This is a genomic window from Sorangium aterium, assembly GCF_028368935.1.
GTDB classification, from domain to species: domain Bacteria; phylum Myxococcota_A; class Polyangia; order Polyangiales; family Polyangiaceae; genus Sorangium; species Sorangium atrum.
Window position 1 is genome coordinate 938,458 of record NZ_JAQNDK010000002.1, and the last position, 16,614, is coordinate 955,071.

The 16,614-nt window shown below is 72.4% G+C and carries 10 protein-coding genes and 1 other RNA gene; 5 read left to right on the forward strand and 6 right to left on the reverse strand.

What is annotated here, in order from left to right; translation table 11 throughout:
• Nucleotides 1-36 precede the first annotated feature (36 nt).
• Nucleotides 37-1,449, reverse strand: a complete 1,413-nt coding sequence (locus POL72_RS18575; protein ID WP_272096752.1) for a sigma 54-interacting transcriptional regulator — start codon at nt 1,447-1,449, stop codon at nt 37-39.
• A gap of 369 nt (nt 1,450-1,818) precedes the next feature.
• Between POL72_RS18575 and POL72_RS18580 the strand changes: the two genes are divergently transcribed.
• Complete coding sequence (locus POL72_RS18580; RefSeq protein ID WP_272096754.1) at nt 1,819-6,174, forward strand: serine/threonine-protein kinase; 4,356 nt, start codon at nt 1,819-1,821, stop codon at nt 6,172-6,174.
• A gap of 55 nt (nt 6,175-6,229) precedes the next feature.
• Complete coding sequence (locus POL72_RS18585; RefSeq protein ID WP_272096755.1) at nt 6,230-7,699, forward strand: right-handed parallel beta-helix repeat-containing protein; 1,470 nt, start codon at nt 6,230-6,232, stop codon at nt 7,697-7,699.
• Between the two features lie 91 nt (nt 7,700-7,790).
• Here POL72_RS18585 and ffs read toward each other — a convergent pair.
• Nucleotides 7,791-7,880, reverse strand: an RNA gene (gene ffs, locus POL72_RS18590) — signal recognition particle sRNA small type.
• Between the two features lie 332 nt (nt 7,881-8,212).
• On the opposite strand from ffs, the gene POL72_RS18595 reads away from it, so the two are divergent.
• Entirely contained in the window at nt 8,213-9,001 is a 789-nt protein-coding gene (locus POL72_RS18595; RefSeq protein WP_272096757.1) for a hypothetical protein, read from the forward strand.
• A gap of 91 nt (nt 9,002-9,092) precedes the next feature.
• Here the strand turns inward: POL72_RS18595 and POL72_RS18600 are convergent, their stop codons facing one another.
• Nucleotides 9,093-10,016 carry a hotdog family protein gene (locus POL72_RS18600; protein ID WP_272096758.1) on the reverse strand — a complete coding sequence of 308 codons (924 nt, stop codon included), beginning with the start codon at nt 10,014-10,016 and terminating at the stop codon, nt 9,093-9,095.
• Nucleotides 10,017-10,120: 104 nt separating this feature from the next.
• Between POL72_RS18600 and def the strand changes: the two genes are divergently transcribed.
• The gene (def, locus tag POL72_RS18605) at nt 10,121-10,696 is read left to right on the forward strand and encodes a peptide deformylase (RefSeq protein ID WP_272096759.1); all 576 of its coding nucleotides are present in this window, start codon (nt 10,121-10,123) and stop codon (nt 10,694-10,696) included.
• A 166-nt stretch (nt 10,697-10,862) separates the two neighbouring features.
• Here the strand turns inward: def and POL72_RS18610 are convergent, their stop codons facing one another.
• The 3 genes from POL72_RS18610 to dnaK form a co-directional block, all read right to left on the reverse strand.
• Nucleotides 10,863-11,366 (reverse strand): TraR/DksA family transcriptional regulator, encoded by a 504-nt coding sequence (locus POL72_RS18610; RefSeq protein WP_272096760.1) that lies wholly within the window; start codon nt 11,364-11,366, stop codon nt 10,863-10,865.
• A 149-nt stretch (nt 11,367-11,515) separates the two neighbouring features.
• Entirely contained in the window at nt 11,516-13,543 is a 2,028-nt protein-coding gene (locus POL72_RS18615; protein WP_272096761.1) for a hypothetical protein, read from the reverse strand.
• Between the two features lie 229 nt (nt 13,544-13,772).
• Nucleotides 13,773-15,692: a molecular chaperone DnaK gene (gene dnaK / locus POL72_RS18620; RefSeq protein ID WP_272096762.1), complete on the reverse strand. Its 1,920-nt coding sequence runs from the start codon at nt 15,690-15,692 to the stop codon at nt 13,773-13,775.
• Between the two features lie 561 nt (nt 15,693-16,253).
• On the opposite strand from dnaK, the gene rpmE reads away from it, so the two are divergent.
• On the forward strand, nt 16,254-16,460 hold the full coding sequence (gene rpmE / locus POL72_RS18625; protein WP_012241637.1) for a 50S ribosomal protein L31: 207 nt from the start codon (nt 16,254-16,256) through the stop codon (nt 16,458-16,460).
• Nucleotides 16,461-16,614 lie beyond the last annotated feature (154 nt).

Genomic DNA, 16,614 nt, shown 5'->3' on the forward strand with positions numbered 1-16,614 from the left:
AGTCGACGCCAGGTTGCGCGGCGACCTGCGCAACGCTCAGGCTTTGCGCGGCCGCGGCAGCCCGTACACGCGGATCCGCTCGACCAGCGTGCGCCGTGAGATCCCGAGCAGCGCCGCGGCGCGCGTCTGGTTCCCCATGCACTGCTCGAGCGCCTGGACGATGCGCTCGCGCTCGTGGGCCTCCATGGCGTCGCGCAGCCGCGTGGGGCCCGGGTCCACGCCGTCCGGCGCGCTCTTCGCGACGTCGGGCACGCTCCTCGCATTCGTATTCGCCGCCGCCGCCGCCGCCGCACTCGCGTCCGAGGGCGCCTGCGGCGGGCGCACCGGAAGGGGCATGGCATGCGATGGACGGGTGGGATCGGCCAGAGGGGAGAGGAGCAGGTGCTCCGGCTCGATGGGCGCCCCGTTGGCGAGGATCACCGCGCGCTCGATCACGTTGCGCAGCTCCCGGATGTTGCCTGGCCAGCTGTGGCGCTGGAGTTCGGCCAGGGCCGCGGGCGAGATCGGAACGGCCAAGGCGCTCGTCTCGCCGGGGAAGAGCTCCTTCGCTGTGCGCTCCGCGAAGAGCTGCGCCAGCGCCGCGACCTCCCCGGGCCGCTCGCGCAGCGGCGGGATGACGAGGGTCACGCCGTTCAGCCGGAAATACAGGTCCTGCCGGAACGCGCCGCGGCTCACCTCGGCCTCGAGGTCGCGGTGCGTGGCCGAGACGAAGCGGACGTCGATCTTGATCGGGGTCAGCCCGCCGACCCGCATCACCTTTCGCTCCTCGATGACCCGGAGGAGCTTGGCCTGGATCGAGGGCGGCAGCTCGCCGATCTCGTCGAGGAACACGGTGCCCCCTTCGGCCGTCTCGAGCAGCCCCGGCTTCGCCCGGACGGCGCCGGTGAAGGCGCCGCGCTCGTGGCCGAACAGCTCGCTCTCGAGCAGCGACTCGGACAGCGCGACGCAGCTCAGGCGCAGGAGCGGGCGGCTCGCGCGCGGCGAGGCCCTGTGGATCGACTCGGCCAGCACCTCCTTGCCGGCGCCCGTCTCGCCGAGGAGGAGGATGTTGATCGGGCCCTTCGCGACGCGCTCGGCCAGCTCGTAGACGGCGCGCATCGCGTCGTCCTCGACGATGACGTCCTTGCCCGCGTCCCGCTCGCCGCCCTTCTGGCGGAGGACGACGCGCGCGGCGCCCAGGTAGATGACGTCGCCGGGCGAGAGCTCGACCGCAGCGCCCCGCGCGGACGCGCCCTTGCCGACGTCGATCAGGCGCTCGGTCGCCGCGCTGCAGTGCCGGGCGCGCACGCGGGTCCCGTTGCTGCTGCCGAGGTCCTCGATCCGGAGCGGCGGGCCGAGGTGCAGCACCGCGTGGCGGCGCGACACCGAGGAGTCGGGGACGCAGATGCCGGCGTCCTCGTCCCTGCCCAGGACGACGCTGCCCGAGCCCGGCAGCTGTCGGGTGCTCATCGAGCTCTGGGTGATGATCAGGAGCTCGAGCGAGCCATCCTCGCGGGAAAAAATCTCCGGCTCAGCCACATCGCACCCCAGAGTCGCGCCGGACGACGAGCGGCGCCCCGCCGCTGCGCGTGTGCGATCCGCTCCGGGGACCGTTGCGGCAGCGTTCGCAGGACGGTCGCCAGGACCGAGGGCGCGCCCAGCAGCCGGCGGCGTAGCACGGACGCGCGCGCAGGGCGACTTCCGTCGCGCTCACCTCGCGCTCGCGGGGCTCCCCCGCCGTGGCGGTCGAGGTGGTCCAGCGCGCGCGGGGCGGCGATCGTCATCGCGGCGAGGCGGCGCGCTCCCGGCGCCGCGGCGCGGGCAGTAGAGTTTCCGCGGATGATCGCGCGGGACCCGTTCGGCTGGGTGGGCAGCACCATCAGCGGCAAGCTGCTGGTGGACGCCGTGGCCGGCGAGGGGACGTTCGGCGTGGTCTACCGGGCGACCCACCTGGGATTCCAGGAGCAGGTGGCGGTCAAGTGCCTGAAAATCCCCGCAGATCTCCTGCCGGAAGAGCGACAGTCGCTGCTCGACACGTTCGAGCGCGAGGCCCGGCTGCTGCACCGGCTCTCGCGCCGGACGACGGGCATCGTCCAGGCGCTCGACGTCTCTGCCGCGACCTCGCCGGAGGGCTGCTGGACGCCGTACATCGTCATGGAGTGGCTCGAGGGCGAGACGCTCGCGCAGCACATCGAGGCGCGGCGCGCGTCCGGGCGCGCGCCGTACTCCGTCGACGAGGCGATCGAGCTCCTGGCGCCGGCGGTGGGGGCGCTCGCGATGGCGCACGACGAGCGGGTCTCTCACCGCGACGTCAAGCCGGCGAACCTGTTCCTCGTCGAGACGCCCGGCGCGACGACCATCAAGGTCGTCGATTTCGGCATCGCCAAGGTGATCGACGCGTCGATGCCGCTGTCGAAGGCGCTCGCGGAGACGAGGCGAGCCGTGGCCGCGCCGCAGGGCGTGAGCGCCAGCGACACGACGCAGGTGCTCGTGACGTCGTCGAGGTTGCACGTGTTCACGCCGCTCTACGGCGCTCCGGAGCAGTTCGAGCCGAAGCTCGGCGCGACGGGGCCCTGGACGGACGTGTTCGCGCTCGGGCTCGTCCTGCTGCAGCTGGCCTCGGGGAAGCCGCCGATCGACGGGCGTGATTGGGCCGAGCTCTACCTCGCCGCCGTGGACCCGCGCAGGCGGCCGTCGTTCGCGGGGCTGGGCGTCGAGGCGAGCCCCGCGCTCGAGGCGGTCGTCGCGCGGGCCGTCGCGGTCGATCCCGCGGCGCGCTTCCGGGACGCGCGCGAGCTCGGAGAAGCGCTCGCGTCCGCGCGCGCCGGCTCCTCGCACAGGCCGCCGGCTGCCCCGCTCTCCACGATCTCGCCGAGGGCCGACCAGGCGTCTCCGCGGGGTCCGAGCGCGGCGCTCCCGGCCGCCCCGTCGCCCGCCGACGCCACGAAGGTCACGGCGCCCGCGGGCGCGGCGCAGGTCGTGGCGCCCGCGGGTGAGTACCGTGTCTGCACCGTGCTCTCCGCGGAGATCGTCGCCGGCGACGAGGGGCAGGAGCCGCTCGATCCCGAGCAGGAGCTCGAGCTCCGCGAGGCGTGCCGCGAGCTCGTCCGCGAGCGCGTCGAGGCGCTCGGGGGCGTCGTGAAGGGCAGGAGCGACGGCGTCGTCACCGCGCTGTTCGGCGCGCCGCGCGCGAGCGACAACGACGCCGAGCGCGCCGTCCGCGCCGGGCTGGAGCTCGCGTCGCTCGACGCCGCGTCGCTCCCTGTCCAGCTGCCGCGGCGCTCCCGGCCGATGTTGCGCGTGGGCATCAGCACGGGGAGGCTGTTCGTGAGCGGCGCGACCGGGCGGGGCGCCCCGGTCGACGCCTCGGGCGAGGCCTTGAAGGCGGCCGCCCAGCTCCAGCAGGCCGCCGCGCCCGGCGCGGTGCTGATCGCTCAGCCGACGTTCCGGCAGGTGGCCGGGCTCTTCCAGGTCGAGCCGCAGGGCGACGGCGCGCCGGGCTTCCGTGTGCTGAAGCTCGCGAGCGGATCGGGCGCGGGATCCGATTTCCTCGGCCTCGACACCCGCTTCGTCGGGCGTGCGGGCGAGGTGCAGCGGCTCTCGGAGGCGCTGGAGACGGTCATCGCGGAGCGGCGCGCGATGTTCGTCTCGGTGATCGGCGCGGGAGGCATCGGCCGCAGCCGCCTCCTCGCCGAGGTCCGGACGAGGGCGCTGTCGCAGCCGGAGCCGTGCATCGTGCTCGGCGCGGCGTGCTCGTCGCTGTCGATGGATGCGAGCTACCACCTCGCCGCGTCGCTCCTTCGCGCGCATTTCCGCGTCCAGGACGGCGACGCGCACGACGTCGTGCTGCGCAAGCTCGCGAGCGGCGTCGCAGGCGCAGACGCCGGAGGCGAGGCAGGCGGCGCGCCGCACCCGATCGCCCTGGAGGACGCGCTGGCGGAGGTCGCGGCCGTGCTCTGCCCGCGCCCGGCGGCGCGAGCCGCGCCCGCGACGGCGATCGTCCCCGACGAGGGCGGCGCCGAGGTGGCGAAGCGGGTGGCCGCGGCCGTCGCGATGCCGCTGCGGGCGATGGCCGCGCGCGGAGCCGTCGTCGTGCTGCTCGACGACATCCACTGGGCGGACGACGCCAGCCTCGACCTCTTCGACGACCTCGCCGTGCGCCTGTCGGACGCGCCCCTGCTCATCGTCGGCGCGGCGCGGCCCGAGCTCTACGAGCGGCGGCCGCACTGGGGCGAAGGGAAAGCGAGCCACGCGCGCCTCGATCTCGGCCCGCTGCCGCGGCGGCACATCGAGGACATGGCGCGCGAGCGCCTCCGCCTCGTCGCGGGCTGCTCCGCCGAGGCGCTCCGCGCCCTGGCGGAGCGCGCCGAGGGCAACCCGCTCACGCTGACCGAGACGCTGTACCTGCTCATCGACGCGGGCGCGCTCGAGCGGCGCCTCGGCGAGCCCTGGGTCCTGCACGAGGAGCAGCTCGCCCGGCTCTCGTTGCCGGCGACGATCCAGGGCATCGTCCAGGCGCGGCTCGATCGGCTCGACGGCGAGGCGCGGGCGGTCCTGGCGCAGGCGGCCGTGGTCGGCAGGACGTTCTGGAAGGGCGCGATCGACCACCTCCGCGGCGCCGCGCCGCTCCACGGCGGCGGATCGAGCACCGCGGACGTGCTGCGGCGGCTCCGGGATCAGCAGCTCATCCAGGCGCGCGACGCGTCGACCTTCCCCGAGGACTGCGAGTACGTCTTCGCCGAGGCGGCGACCCAGGAGATCGCCTACGAGACGCTCAGCCTCAAGGTGCGCCGGGCCATGCACCGCGCGGTCGCCGCCTGGGTCGACGGCGTCTCGGCGGGGCGCTCGCCTGCGCGCGCGCCGCGGGGGCTCGGGGAGGCGCTCGCGGCGCTCCACCATGATCGCGGCGACGACGCGGCGAGCGCGGCGCGCGCCTACACGCGCGCGGCGGCGAGCGCGTCGTCGCTCGGGCAGAACGCCGAGGCGCTGCGGCACTTCGAGCGGGCCCGGGAGATCCACGCGAGCGCGGCGGACGGCGCCCCGGGGAAGGGCTCCGCGGCGCGCGCCCCGTCGGCCGCCGCGCCGGGGGGAGACGAGCGCCGGCTGTTCGCCTGGCACGAGCGCGCGGCGCTGTTGCTCGACGTCGGCGACGCCCTCCGCAGGGCGGGCCGCCTCGACGAGGCAGAGCGCGCGTACATCGAGGCGCGGACGCGGATCCTCCGCGTAGAGCGGCGCGCCTCCGCGCCGCCCGCGGAAGGCCCGGAGGCCGCGCTGTTCTGGGATGCGCGCGTGGATTTCCGCCTCGCCCTCGCGCTCAAGGTGCGCGGCGCGACGGACGACGCGCGCGCGTTGGTCGAGCGCGCGATCGCGCTCGCGGAGCGCGGCGGCGCCGCCCCGGAGACGCTCCCCATGTACGGGCTGCTCGCGGCGCTCCACCGGCGCGCGGGCGATCTCGACGCCTGTCGCGCGGTCGCGCTCCGGAGCCTGCGCATCTGCCGGACGCTGCCTCGAGGCGACGACCGCCGTCGCGCGGCGGCGTCGCAGCTGCTCCTCGCGCTCGGGACCGTGTTCTACTCGCGGGGTCGGCTGGTGCAGGCCGAGCGCTGCTACCGCCAGGCTGCGCGGGCCGTCGACGAGCGCGCGTACCCCGAGGCGCTGAGCTTCGCGCTGAACGGCGTCGCGGCCGTGCTGTTCGCGAAGGGCGATCTCGGCGGCGCGCGGGAGGTGTTCGCCCGAGCGCTCGCGCTGAAGGAGCGGCTCGGCGATCTCCAGGCGATCGCGTCGGGGCACAACAACCTCGCGGAGGTCGAGCTCCGCCTCGCGCGCCCGCACGCCGCGCTGGAGCACGCGCGGCGCGCCGTGAGGCTGGGCGAGCAGGCCGGCGCCGGCGCCGATCTCCCGGACGCGCACCGCAACCTCGCCGCCGCGCTCCTCGCGGCCGGCCACGTCGGCGAGGCGCTCGAGTCCGGGTGCGCGGCGCTGCGCCTCGCCGAGGTGGGCGGCGGGCGCGTGTACCTCGCGGACGTGGCGCTCGGCCTCGCGCGGATCTGCCGCGCGGCCCTCCGCGATGCCTCGACCCGCCCCCGCGCCGAGGCAGCCGTGGTGCAGCTCTCCGCCTCGCTGGGGGCGCATTTCCGGGACGGTGAGCTCGCGGCGCGGGCGGGCGAGTGCCGCACGCTGCTCTCGGATCCCTGAGGGGCTGACCCTTTCTCGTCAGGTAGCGCGACGTGTCGCGCGGGAGACGTTCGTCATGACCAAGGCTTGGAATCAGGCAGCTCTCGTTCTGATCGCCGCGGCCGCGCTCGGCTCGGCGGCGCTCGGGTGCGCGTCGGATCCCGCGTCGCCGGGCGGATGCCCTGGCGCGCGCGCGGCGTCTGGCGCGTGCATCGGCGTCCCCGCGGGAGCGCTCTGCGACAGCGACTTCTGCGCCGCTTCGGTCGATTGCGCCGAGGTCGTCGAGGTCTCGAGCGCCGCCGCGCTCTCGCAGGCCACCGAGGCCGCGCGACCTGGGGCGTGCATCGCGCTCGGCCCTGGCGCCTACGGCCCGATCGATCTGCCCCCCGGCGTGAGCCTCCTCGGCCGGGGCGCTGGCTCCGTGAGCGTCGCGGCGGTCTCGCTCGCGGCCGGCGAGGGCGCCGTCCTCCGGGGGTTGACGGTGGGCGAGGGCGGCGTGCGGATCGCGGCCGGCGCGCGGGCGCGGATCGAGGCGGTGCGCGTCGTCGGCAGCGCGTCCGACGGCGTGACGCTCGGCCTCGGCGCGTCGCTCGACCTCGTCGCGTCGGCGATCGAGGGCTCCGCGCGGTACGGCCTGAGCGCGTTCGACGCTGGCCGCGTCGCCGTCGTGCGGTCCGTCGTCTCGGGCTCGCAGGGGCCAGGGCTGTGGGCGCAGTGCACCGGCGGCTGTGACTGCGAGGCGCCGGTGGAGCTCCACGTCGAGGACGCTCTCGTCCGCGACAGCAAGGTGATCGGCGTGTCCCTCGTCGGAGCGCGCGCGACGATGTCTCGCGTCGAGGTCAGCGGCAATGGCCTGAGCGGGTTCGATCCGAGCGGCGGCATCTCCGCGTCCGGCTGCTCGACCCTCGACGCGGCGGCCCTCACGATCGCCGACAACACCGGGTTCGGTCTCCTGATCGATCGAGCGAACGCAGCCCTGGGCGAGAGCGGCGAGGGCTTCGAGGTGAGCGGCAACCAGCCTGGCATCTGGATCCAGAACACGACGCCGGAGCAGACGGTCCAGCTCACGGGAGGCCTCCTCGAGAAGAACCGGGCCATCGGCCTGGGGATGAGCGGCGACGCGCACGGCATCATCATCGACGGCATGCGCATCGCCGGGACCTTCGCCGACTCGGCGGTGGTGAGCGCGGACGGCGGGCTCGCCCAGGAGGTCGTGGGCGACGGCGTGAGCTGGCAGGAGCGCGCGCAGGCCGCGATCTTCGGGCTCGTCCTGAGCGGCAACGGGCTCGAGTCCCTCAACCCCTCCATCAGCCCGTCCCGCCGCGCGAGCGTGCTCATCGACGGCGGCGTCGGCCCGGACAGCCGCCTCTCCGCCGTGACGCTGGAGGGCGGCGACGAAGCGGCGGGCATCGTGCAGCAGCGTCTGCCCGCTGGCGGCGTCAGCCCGCTGCGCGGCGCGGATGTCCCGCGCATCGTGACGAGCCCTGACGCGCTGTTCTCCGTGCCCGTCGCGCCCATCGCGCCCGCGGCGCTCGACGCCCCTTGAGGCCTACATCACCGCGGCGACGGCCCGGTTCTGGGACCGCGCCCCGAGATGAGCGCAGGAGCGCGTCGGGTCCACAACTGGACCGACAAAAAGTAAGTGGGCCCGCCACACTCGCTTTCCGCTACCGTTGCTCCCTTCCGGGCCTGGCGGGGTTCACGGCGCGCTGTCGGCGGACCCATGAGGTCCCAGGCGCTTTCGCCTGATGCAGGGACTTCGTAGTCGAACCTCGTCCCCATGTCGAGCCCCACGACGCGTGCGGCGGCGATTCGTGGGCCATGGCGTTCCGGCTCCCTGGCGAACGCAGCGCCGCCTACGCCACCCACGTCTCACGTCTACGCCTCTGGTTCCCTCCTCGGAGCCATCGGGGTGAGCGCGGTGCGAGTGAGGTGTGAGCGTGAGATGCGATCGAGGTGTGCTCAGGGTGGAGGTGTGAGCGCGGTCCGATGGATCGATCCGGAGCGGCATCGGCCGGGACTTGCCTCGTTCAGGAAGCCCCGTACGCTTAGAGGTGTCGTGGATCCGTTCGATTCCGAGGACGAGGGACGGGGCAGCCGGCTGACTCCGGTGCTTCTCTTCATCGGCTCCGCAGCGCTGGCAGCGGCCGCGCTCCGGTTCGCCTGGCAGCAGCCGGTGATCATGGGGGCGGTGCTCAGCGTCGTTCTCGCGTTCGGCGCGGCCCGCTGGCTCGCTCGCCGCAAGCTGCGCCGGCTGCTGCGCTCGGGCGATGTGGGCTCGGTGCTGCGGCGCTGGTCGTCGTCGCTTCACCGCGTCCCGCACCCCGCCACGATGGCTCCGCTCATGACGGCGACCGCGTTCGCGGCCTATGGTTGGGTCGAGAAGGCGCGCGCGGCGATGGCCGCCGCCGAGCGGGGGCCCGCGTGGGAAGCGGCCCTCGAGCACCGCCTCTTCCTCGACACGCTCCTCTGCACCTTCGAGGGCGATCGCGATACGGCGCTCGCGCAGGCGGGTCGCCTGGCGCGCCTCCCTCTCCCGGACATCAGCTCGCCTTTCCGCAGCCGGGTGGTCACTTTGCGGTCGGCGGCCGGCGCGCTCGCCCGCGCCTTCGCCCACACGAGCGTGCCGGGCGACCGCGCGCTGCTGGAGCGCGCGAGCGAGGCCAGCCCGCTCGTCTTCTGGGCCATGCGCTACGCCGCGGCCGTCGTCGCCATCGACGAGGGCGAGCTCACCCGCGTCGAGGAGCTCCTCGCCGACGCGCCCTCCTGGCCCCAGGAGTCGACGTTCCGCGCCTTCCACGACGAGATCGCCGATCGCGCCGGCCTTCCCCGCCCGGCGAGCGCGTAGCGGGCTGGTCATCGCGCGCGCCGCTTCGCGCGGCGCCGACGGGGAACGCCGGTCCTTCCAGAGGGCGCGCCGGCTTCGCGTTCGCGCTGGCTTAGCCCTGGAACAGCGTGCGGATGTAGCAGTACGCGCGCGCGCCGGGGGCTGCGCTGGCGGGGTCTTCCGGCGAGTCCGGCACGAACGCGCCGAGCGCGCCGAGCGCGCCGCCGAGGGTGAACGTGCGCAGCAGGATCCTCGCCTGCGTGCCGGCGAAGCACGGCTTGCGGTAGGCGATCTCCACCCTCCGGGCGAGCACCGCCGTGCTGTGGCCTTGCGCCGAGAGACGCCGCAGCGCGGCCTCCGCGAAGAGCCGCGGGTACACGAGCGAGTTCACGTGCTGGTTCCCGTCCGTGTGATCCAGGCCGAACGCCACCGGGATCGGATCCAGGGTCGGCTCCGCGTCGAGCGGCTCCGCGCCCTCGGGCAGGCCCATCAACGCCTCCGGCGAGCGAAAGTCGTAGCGCTCGGGCGGCACCGCCGGCAGATCCGGGGACTCGAAGCGCAGCACCTTGCGCGCTTCGGGCGCCGCGAAGGGCCGCGTGAAGACGTGCTCCGCGAACACGCGACCGACCTGGATCGGCTCGCCCGCGCCGGGCGGCGGCGGGCCGTAGGTCCGGCTGCGGCGCCCACTGGCCGAGAGCCACATGGCGAGGATCAGCCGGTTCACCTGGGAGGTGGCGTCCTCCGTGTGCGCCAGCTGGTAGCGGCCCTGCAGCTGCAGCGGCTCCCGCGTCGCGATCGGCCCCTCTCCGCCCTCGATGATGAGGCGGGTGAGGATCGGGACGATCCCTTGCGTGACCATGAGCGCCTCGACGGGGCTCGCCTGCAGCAGCTTCACCCAGACCGCGGGCCCGAGGCCGTGCGGCAGCGCGTCCAGCATCACCCGTCCGGTCTGGCTGACATCCTCGAAGCGGAGGTGCATGACGGCGGTCGCCTGTTGCCGTTCGGGGACGCAAGGCTCGTCAGGGAAGTAATGCATGCCCCGTCTCCATAGCTGACGCCGCCGCGCGCCGCATGGGCCAGCGCCTGGGCGCCGTCATGGCCGGCCAGGCCGACGGCGCGCGTCCATGGTACGATCGCCGCGTGACGCTCCTGAAAATCGCCCACATCGGCAACCCCGTCCTCAGGCAGCGAGCGCGTGAGGTCACGCCAGAAGAACTCTCCTCCCCTGCGATGCAGGCGTTCATCGACGACCTGGTGGAGACGATGCGCGACGCGAACGGCGCGGGCATCGCCGCCACTCAGGTCCATGCGCCGGTGCGCATCTTCGCGGTCGAGGTGCAGAACAACCCTCGTTACCCGTACAAGCCGAACATCCCGCTCACCGTCGTGGTCAATCCGGTGATCGAGCCGCTCACGCAGGAGACGTTCGAGAACTACGAAGGGTGCCTGAGCGTCCCCAACCTGAGGGGTGTTGTCGACCGCTATACGGAGATCCGGCTCACCGGCCTCGATCGCGACGGGAGGCCGATCGACCGCATCGTACGCGGGCTGTCGGCGGGCACCTTCCAGCACGAGAAGGATCACGTCGACGGCGTGCTCTTCGTCGATCGCGTGAAGGATCCGCGGACGCTCTGCACCTGGGCGGAGTTCGACCGCTATCACAAGCAGCCCTTCGTCGAGCGCATCGTCCCGTTCATCCAGCGGATGGGCGGCTGAGGTGCCTCGTCGCGCGCGCCGTGCGCGGTGCGTGTGATCGCGTGGACCAGAGCGCTCGGCACGAGCTCGAGCGCCCTCGTGGACATGTGCTTCCGCTAGCGCCGGCCGCACGTCTCTCGCCCGCGCTGGCGGGGAGGGACGTGCGGTGTCTGCCGGCGCAGAGCGATCAGGAGCCGCCGCCGGTTCTTTCTTCGCGCTCGATCTGCTCCTGGTAGGCGACGCTGTAGCGCGCCCATGGACGCAGCTTGAGGCGGCGGTAACCGATGGGCTCGCCGGTGCCCTCGCACATCCCGTAGCTCCCCTCCTTCATCTTGGCGAGAGCACGATCGATCTCGGCGAGCACGCGGACATCGCGCTCCAGGAGCTTCGATGTCAGCGACGTCGCGCCCTCGGCGTTGGCCTCGTCCATCTCGTCGCCCACCTCGCGCGAGATGTCGCGCTCTGCGTGCTGCCGCTCATCGATGTTGGCGACGAGGCTCGCCCGGCGCTCCTCGAGCGCCTGCCGGAGCTCGTCAAGCTGCTCCTGCGTGAGATCGGGCAGATCGGAGTCGTCCGTTTCGGGCGCCGGGCGGCGTACGGGCGGCCTCGGCATGGCGGCTGCCGTCGTGGCGGACGTCTCCGGCCGCGCCGGGTTCATTCCGTCGCGACTCGCACCTTCACGGTTGTTCATTGTTTCCTCTCATCTTTTCGGTGGCAATTCGCGTACCGATCTTGAACGTGGGCGGACGAAGCACGCGCGTGGCGTGGTGACCAGGGAACACGACCGAGCAGGAGCAGCCGCGCCAGGTTACTGGCTGTGGTGATAGCGCATCCACGAGCCTATGGCTTCGTGATGCCGGCCATTCGAAGCCCTGCCGCGACGAGCGCGCCGATGTCCTCGAGCACGGGCTTCGACACGTTGATCGAGATCTCGGCCCGCGGCGCGGCGCCGCCCTGCTGCTGGGTCGTGACGAACATCAGCCCTTCCCCTTTGTGGGGGAGCTTTGCCAGCGCTTCGCCGAAGATTCGGGCTTCCTGAGGCAGCGCCACCGGCGCCGCGCCGGGCTGATCCAGCGTCGAGAGCACGCTCTGAAACGTGCGGGTGATCGGGGCGAGCGTCGAGAATCCACCCCAGGCGAACTTCCCGGTCTTCAGCTTCTCGAGCCCCGGACGTGACGCGAGCGTCGCGGCGGTGGGCGCGCCCGCCTTCACCGTGGCGAGCCGCCTCAGCAGGTCGCCCTTGTCGTGTCCGAAGGCGACCCACGTCGTCTTCTCCTCACCCATGACGAGGAGGTGGAGCGTCATCGTCAGCTTGGGCCTCTGCTTGCCCTTGGCGGCGGGGGTCGAGCCCGCGTCGCCGTCGAGCGGCGGGAGATCGCGGACGATCTGGATCTCGACGGCGAGCGACGTCTTCCCGAGCTCCTTCGGCGCCTGAACCGTCTTGACCGTCGGCAGCTCCTTCGGATCGACGTCGATCTCCGGGAGCCGCTTGCGCAGCCCGGGCGTGTTGTAGGCGGTGACGGCGTTCTTCACGTACTTGATGAGCGCGTCGGGGGCCTCCTCGAACCCGAACAGGTTCCAGCCGACGAAGCCCCCCATCATCTTGTCGAGCGCCTCGTTCGGCGTCGGCTTCCCGGCCTGGGTAGCGGCAGGAGGTGCGTCGGCATACCCGTGGGCGGACACGCTCGGCCCCTGGTTGATCGGCAGCGAGAGGAGGTCCGCGAGCGCCTTGCGATCGGCGGGCTTGCCGATCTTCTCCTTCTCCAGCCACCCTTCGAGCATCTCGCGCAGCGTCTTCAGGATGCCGCCGTAGTGCGCCGGGTCGTAGCCGTGGTCGAAGAACGCGCCGGCGCTGTCCTTCGGCGCGCGCCAGTAGAGCTCCGGCGCGGCCCCGGCGCGCTTCGCCCTGTCGGCCATCGTCTTGGCGAGCCACGACGACTGGCCCCGGAGCTCCAGGGCCGCCGTGAGGTTCACGCAGGACTGGTTGTCGACCTGGAGATCGACGACCGCCTTGCTCGCGTCGTTGATGAGCGCCTCGAGCTCCTGCTGGACGCCGGTCGCCGCGTCGGTGAGCGCCCGGTCGAACTGGGGCTGCCCGATCGAGAGCTGGCTCTGCGCGAGGATCGGGAGCCCGCCGAGCTGCTGCTTCGCCATGCCGCCGAACTTCGCGCTGAGCGGGACGAAGCGGACCTCGCCGTGGAGATCGCGCGCCTCGGGCGCGAGCGTCGGCAGCGTGCGCGCGAGGTACGGCCCGAGCGTCGTCACGTCCCGGTCCCGATCGCCGCAGAGGAGCCGCGCGGGCGCCGAGCCGGCGGACGCGGCGAGGAAGCAGCTCGACGCCGAGGGCTCCTTGCCGCCGATCTTCCACATGCCGGGCTTCACCTCGGTGAGGGACGCGCCCGCCTCGAGCGCGCCCTTCGCCCGCTCGAGCGACGTGAGCCCGAGCGACACGGCCGCCACGGGCTTGCCCCGCTTCGAGCTGTCATCGAGCGCGACGATCAGGTGCACCGGCGCGTCGAGCGCGAGCACCGCGGCGAGCTGGTCCGTGTCGATGGAAGGGCTCACGAGCTCGCTCAGCACACCCGAGGAGACCGCCTGCGCGCCCGTCTCCGCGAGCGCCGGAGGCAGCCCCGCGCACGTCGCGATGCTCGACAGCGTGGCCGCGGGGTTGCTCCAGCGGAGCACGCCCACGATGTCGGCCGGCTCGGCGACGGGGGATAGATCGAACGCCGGGCTGACGGCGACCTGGGCAGGCCCGGCCTTGACCTCGCCTTGTCCTGCTGTCGGCGCGACAGGCGCGGGGGACGGCCCGCAGGCGAGGGAACCGGCCATCAGGACCAGGGGGGCGATCGGCAGGAGAGTTCGCATGAGCGCCGGTTATACGGCTCCCGGACATCCGAGTCGACGCCCAAGGAGCGCGCTGCGCAGGCGACGGCTGCATGCCCGCGTCCTGCGCGGAGGTCGACGTAAATGCGAACGAGCGCGGAGGAATCCGCGCTCGTTGCGCTTGGCGTTTGCCGTTTGTACCGCTTGGCGAACGAGCGCGGAGGAATCCGCGCTCGTCGCCCACCGTCGAGGAGCGGGCTCCTCGCGGCGATCAGTTCGACTCTTCGAACTCCGCGTCGATGACCGAATCCTTCCCCTTGCCGCCGGCGGGGGGCGGCTGCTGGCCTCCCGGCGCGCCGCCGGGCGCGGCACCGCCGCCGTCCTGGGGCGGGCCGGCCTTCTCGTACATGACGCTCGCGATGCGGTGCGCTTCCTTCTCGAGCTTCTCCAGCGCCGCGCTCACGGCCGCGTCGTCCTGCTTCTCGATGGCCGACCGCCCCTCGGCGATGATCCCGTTCAGCGCCGAGACGTCGCCCTCCGGCAGCTTGTCCTTGTTCTCGCTGATCGTCTTCTCCAGCGTGTAGCAGAGGTTATCGAGCTTGTTGCGTCGCTCGATCTCCTCGCGCCGCCGCTTGTCCTCGGCCTCGTGCGTCGCCGCCTCGTTGACCATCCGGTTGATCTCGTCCTCCTTCAGGCCGCCCGACGCGGTGATCGTGATGCGCTGGTCCTTGCCGGTGGCCGTGTCCTTGGCGTGCACCGAGAGGATGCCGTTCGCGTCGATGTCGAACGTCACCTCGATCTTCGGCACGCCGCGGGGCGCCGGCATGATCCCTTCCAGGTGGAAGCGACCCAGGGTCCGGTTGTAGCGGGCCTCGGTGCGCTCGCCCTGGAGCACGTGGACCTCGACGCTGGGCTGGCTGTCGGTCGCGGTCGAGAAGATCTCCTTCTTCTGCGTCGGGATCGTGGTGTTCCTCGAGATCATCACGGTCATCACGCCGCCGAGCGTCTCGACGCCGAGCGAGAGCGGCGTGACGTCGAGCAGCACGAGATCCTTCACGTCGCCCGAGAGCACGCCCGCCTGGACCGCGGCGCCGACGGCCACGACCTCGTCCGGGTTCACGCCCTTGTGGGGCTCCTTGCCGAAGAACTTCTTGACCGTCTCCTGGACGAGCGGGATGCGGGTCGAGCCGCCGACGAGGACGATCTCGTCGATCTGCTGGGGCGACTTCTTCGCGTCGGCGAGCGCCTTGCGGGTCGGCTCGAGCGTGCGGTCGATGAGCGGCCGGATCATCTGCTCGAGCTTCGCCCGGGTGAGCTGCTTCTGGAGGTGCTTCGGCCCCGAGGCGTCCGCGGTCAAGAACGGCAGGTTGATCGTCGTCTCCTGCACGTTCGACAGCTCGATCTTCGCCTGCTCCGCGGCGTCCTTGAGCCGCTGCACGACCATCTTGTCGTTCGAGACGTCGATGCCGGTGTCCTTCTTGAACTCGGCCGCGAGCCAGTCCATCACGAGGTGGTCGACGTCGTCGCCGCCGAGGTGGGTGTCGCCGTTGGTCGAGATGACCTGCACGACGTTGTCGCCGACCTCGAGGATCGAGATGTCGAACGTGCCGCCGCCGAAGTCGTAGACGGCGATGACCTGCTCGTTCTTCTTGTCGAGCCCGTACGCGAGCGCGGCGGCCGTGGGCTCGTTGACGATGCGCTTCACGTCGAGCCCGGCGATGCGGCCCGCGTCCTTGGTCGCCTGGCGCTGCGAGTCGTTGAAGTACGCCGGCACGGTGATGACGGCCTCGGTCACCTTCTCGCCGAGGTAGTCCTCCGCGGCCTTCTTCAGCTTCTGGAGGACCTTCGCGGAGATCTCGGGGGGCGACGCCTGCTTGCCGCGCACGGCGATCGAGGCGTCGTTGTTCTTGCCCTTGCTGACCGTGTACGGGACGCGCTTCGCCTCTTCCTGCACCTCTTCGAAGCGGCGCCCCATGAAGCGCTTGGCGGAGTAGATGGTGTTGGTGGGGTTCGTGACTGCCTGGCGCTTGGCGATCTGTCCGACGAGCACCTCGCCCTTGTCGTCCCAGGCCACGACGGACGGCGTGAGGCGCGAGCCCTCCTCATTCACGATGACCTTGGGCTCCTTGCCCTCCATCACCGCGACGACGCTGTTGGTCGTGCCGAGATCGATGCCGATGATCTTGCCCATGACGTTGAACCCTCCGAGAACTGTTTGCGCGACGGCCTGATGACCACGGGGGGCGAGAAGACCCGACCGGCCAGCAGGGCTCAGCTGACAGCTGCCGCGAGCCACCGCTCCAGAGCCGTCAAAAACCGCTGGGAATCCGGATACTTTCGCCGAGTTTTCGCGAGCTCGCTGGCTCGCGACCGCGAAGCTAACCATGTGCGCCCGAGCGTCAACGCCGCCCCTAGCAATTGCCGTGCGCGCGGGCTGGGGCTGCCCGGACCTTGACCGGAGCCAGGTCACGCCGCACCTAAGGTGTCCGCGCTTCGCACCGCCAGCGTCTCGATCCGGGGGCCTCGCTCCCGGGGGAAGCGCGACGGGCTCGGCCGGCAGCGCCAGGGCCGCCTCGCTGCGCGGCCTCGCGAAAATCGGCGAAACCTCGCGAAACCTCGCTAAAACGACGGCGAGCGGGCCGGACGAGAACCGGACGAGAGACAGAAGAGCGGGCGCGTCTGAGGGGCTTCTTGCGGTCCAAGACGCGCTGAGCTATAGGCGCCCTCCCTCGCAACACCCGAAGGACTCACCATGAAGCCCGGCATCCACCCCGAGTACAAGGCCTCCACGATCACCTGCGCGTGCGGCGCCGTCGTCGAGACCCGCTCCACCCGCGGCAGCTTCACCACCGACGTCTGCTCCGCCTGCCACCCGTTCTACACGGGCAAGCACAAGATCATGGACGTCGCCGGCCGCGTCGACCGCTTCCGCAAGAAGTACGCGACCGCAGGCAAGTAGCCGAGCCGATCGTCCCTCTCGCCCCGATATCCCTTCTTTTGCCGGATTCGCCCGTCACGCCACGCCCGCCCGGGGCGTGGCGGATGGATGGGCTCGCCCCGAGCTCGCTCCCTGCGGAGCGTGAGCGGCCGAGACGTCGCGCGCCGCGGACGCG

What these genes read in the sequence shown, in the direction of transcription:
- POL72_RS18575 (WP_272096752.1), bottom strand. Translation starts at nt 1,449, where the DNA reads ATGAGCACCCGACAGCTGCCGGGCTCGGGCAGCGTCGTCCTGGGCAGG.
- POL72_RS18580 (WP_272096754.1), top strand. Translation starts at nt 1,819, where the DNA reads ATGATCGCGCGGGACCCGTTCGGCTGGGTGGGCAGCACCATCAGCGGC.
- POL72_RS18585 (WP_272096755.1), top strand. Translation starts at nt 6,230, where the DNA reads ATGACCAAGGCTTGGAATCAGGCAGCTCTCGTTCTGATCGCCGCGGCC.
- POL72_RS18600 (WP_272096758.1), bottom strand. Translation starts at nt 10,016, where the DNA reads ATGCATTACTTCCCTGACGAGCCTTGCGTCCCCGAACGGCAACAGGCG.
- POL72_RS18610 (WP_272096760.1), bottom strand. Translation starts at nt 11,366, where the DNA reads ATGAACAACCGTGAAGGTGCGAGTCGCGACGGAATGAACCCGGCGCGG.
- POL72_RS18615 (WP_272096761.1), bottom strand. Translation starts at nt 13,543, where the DNA reads ATGCGAACTCTCCTGCCGATCGCCCCCCTGGTCCTGATGGCCGGTTCC.
- dnaK (WP_272096762.1), bottom strand. Translation starts at nt 15,692, where the DNA reads ATGGGCAAGATCATCGGCATCGATCTCGGCACGACCAACAGCGTCGTC.
- rpmE (WP_012241637.1), top strand. Translation starts at nt 16,254, where the DNA reads ATGAAGCCCGGCATCCACCCCGAGTACAAGGCCTCCACGATCACCTGC.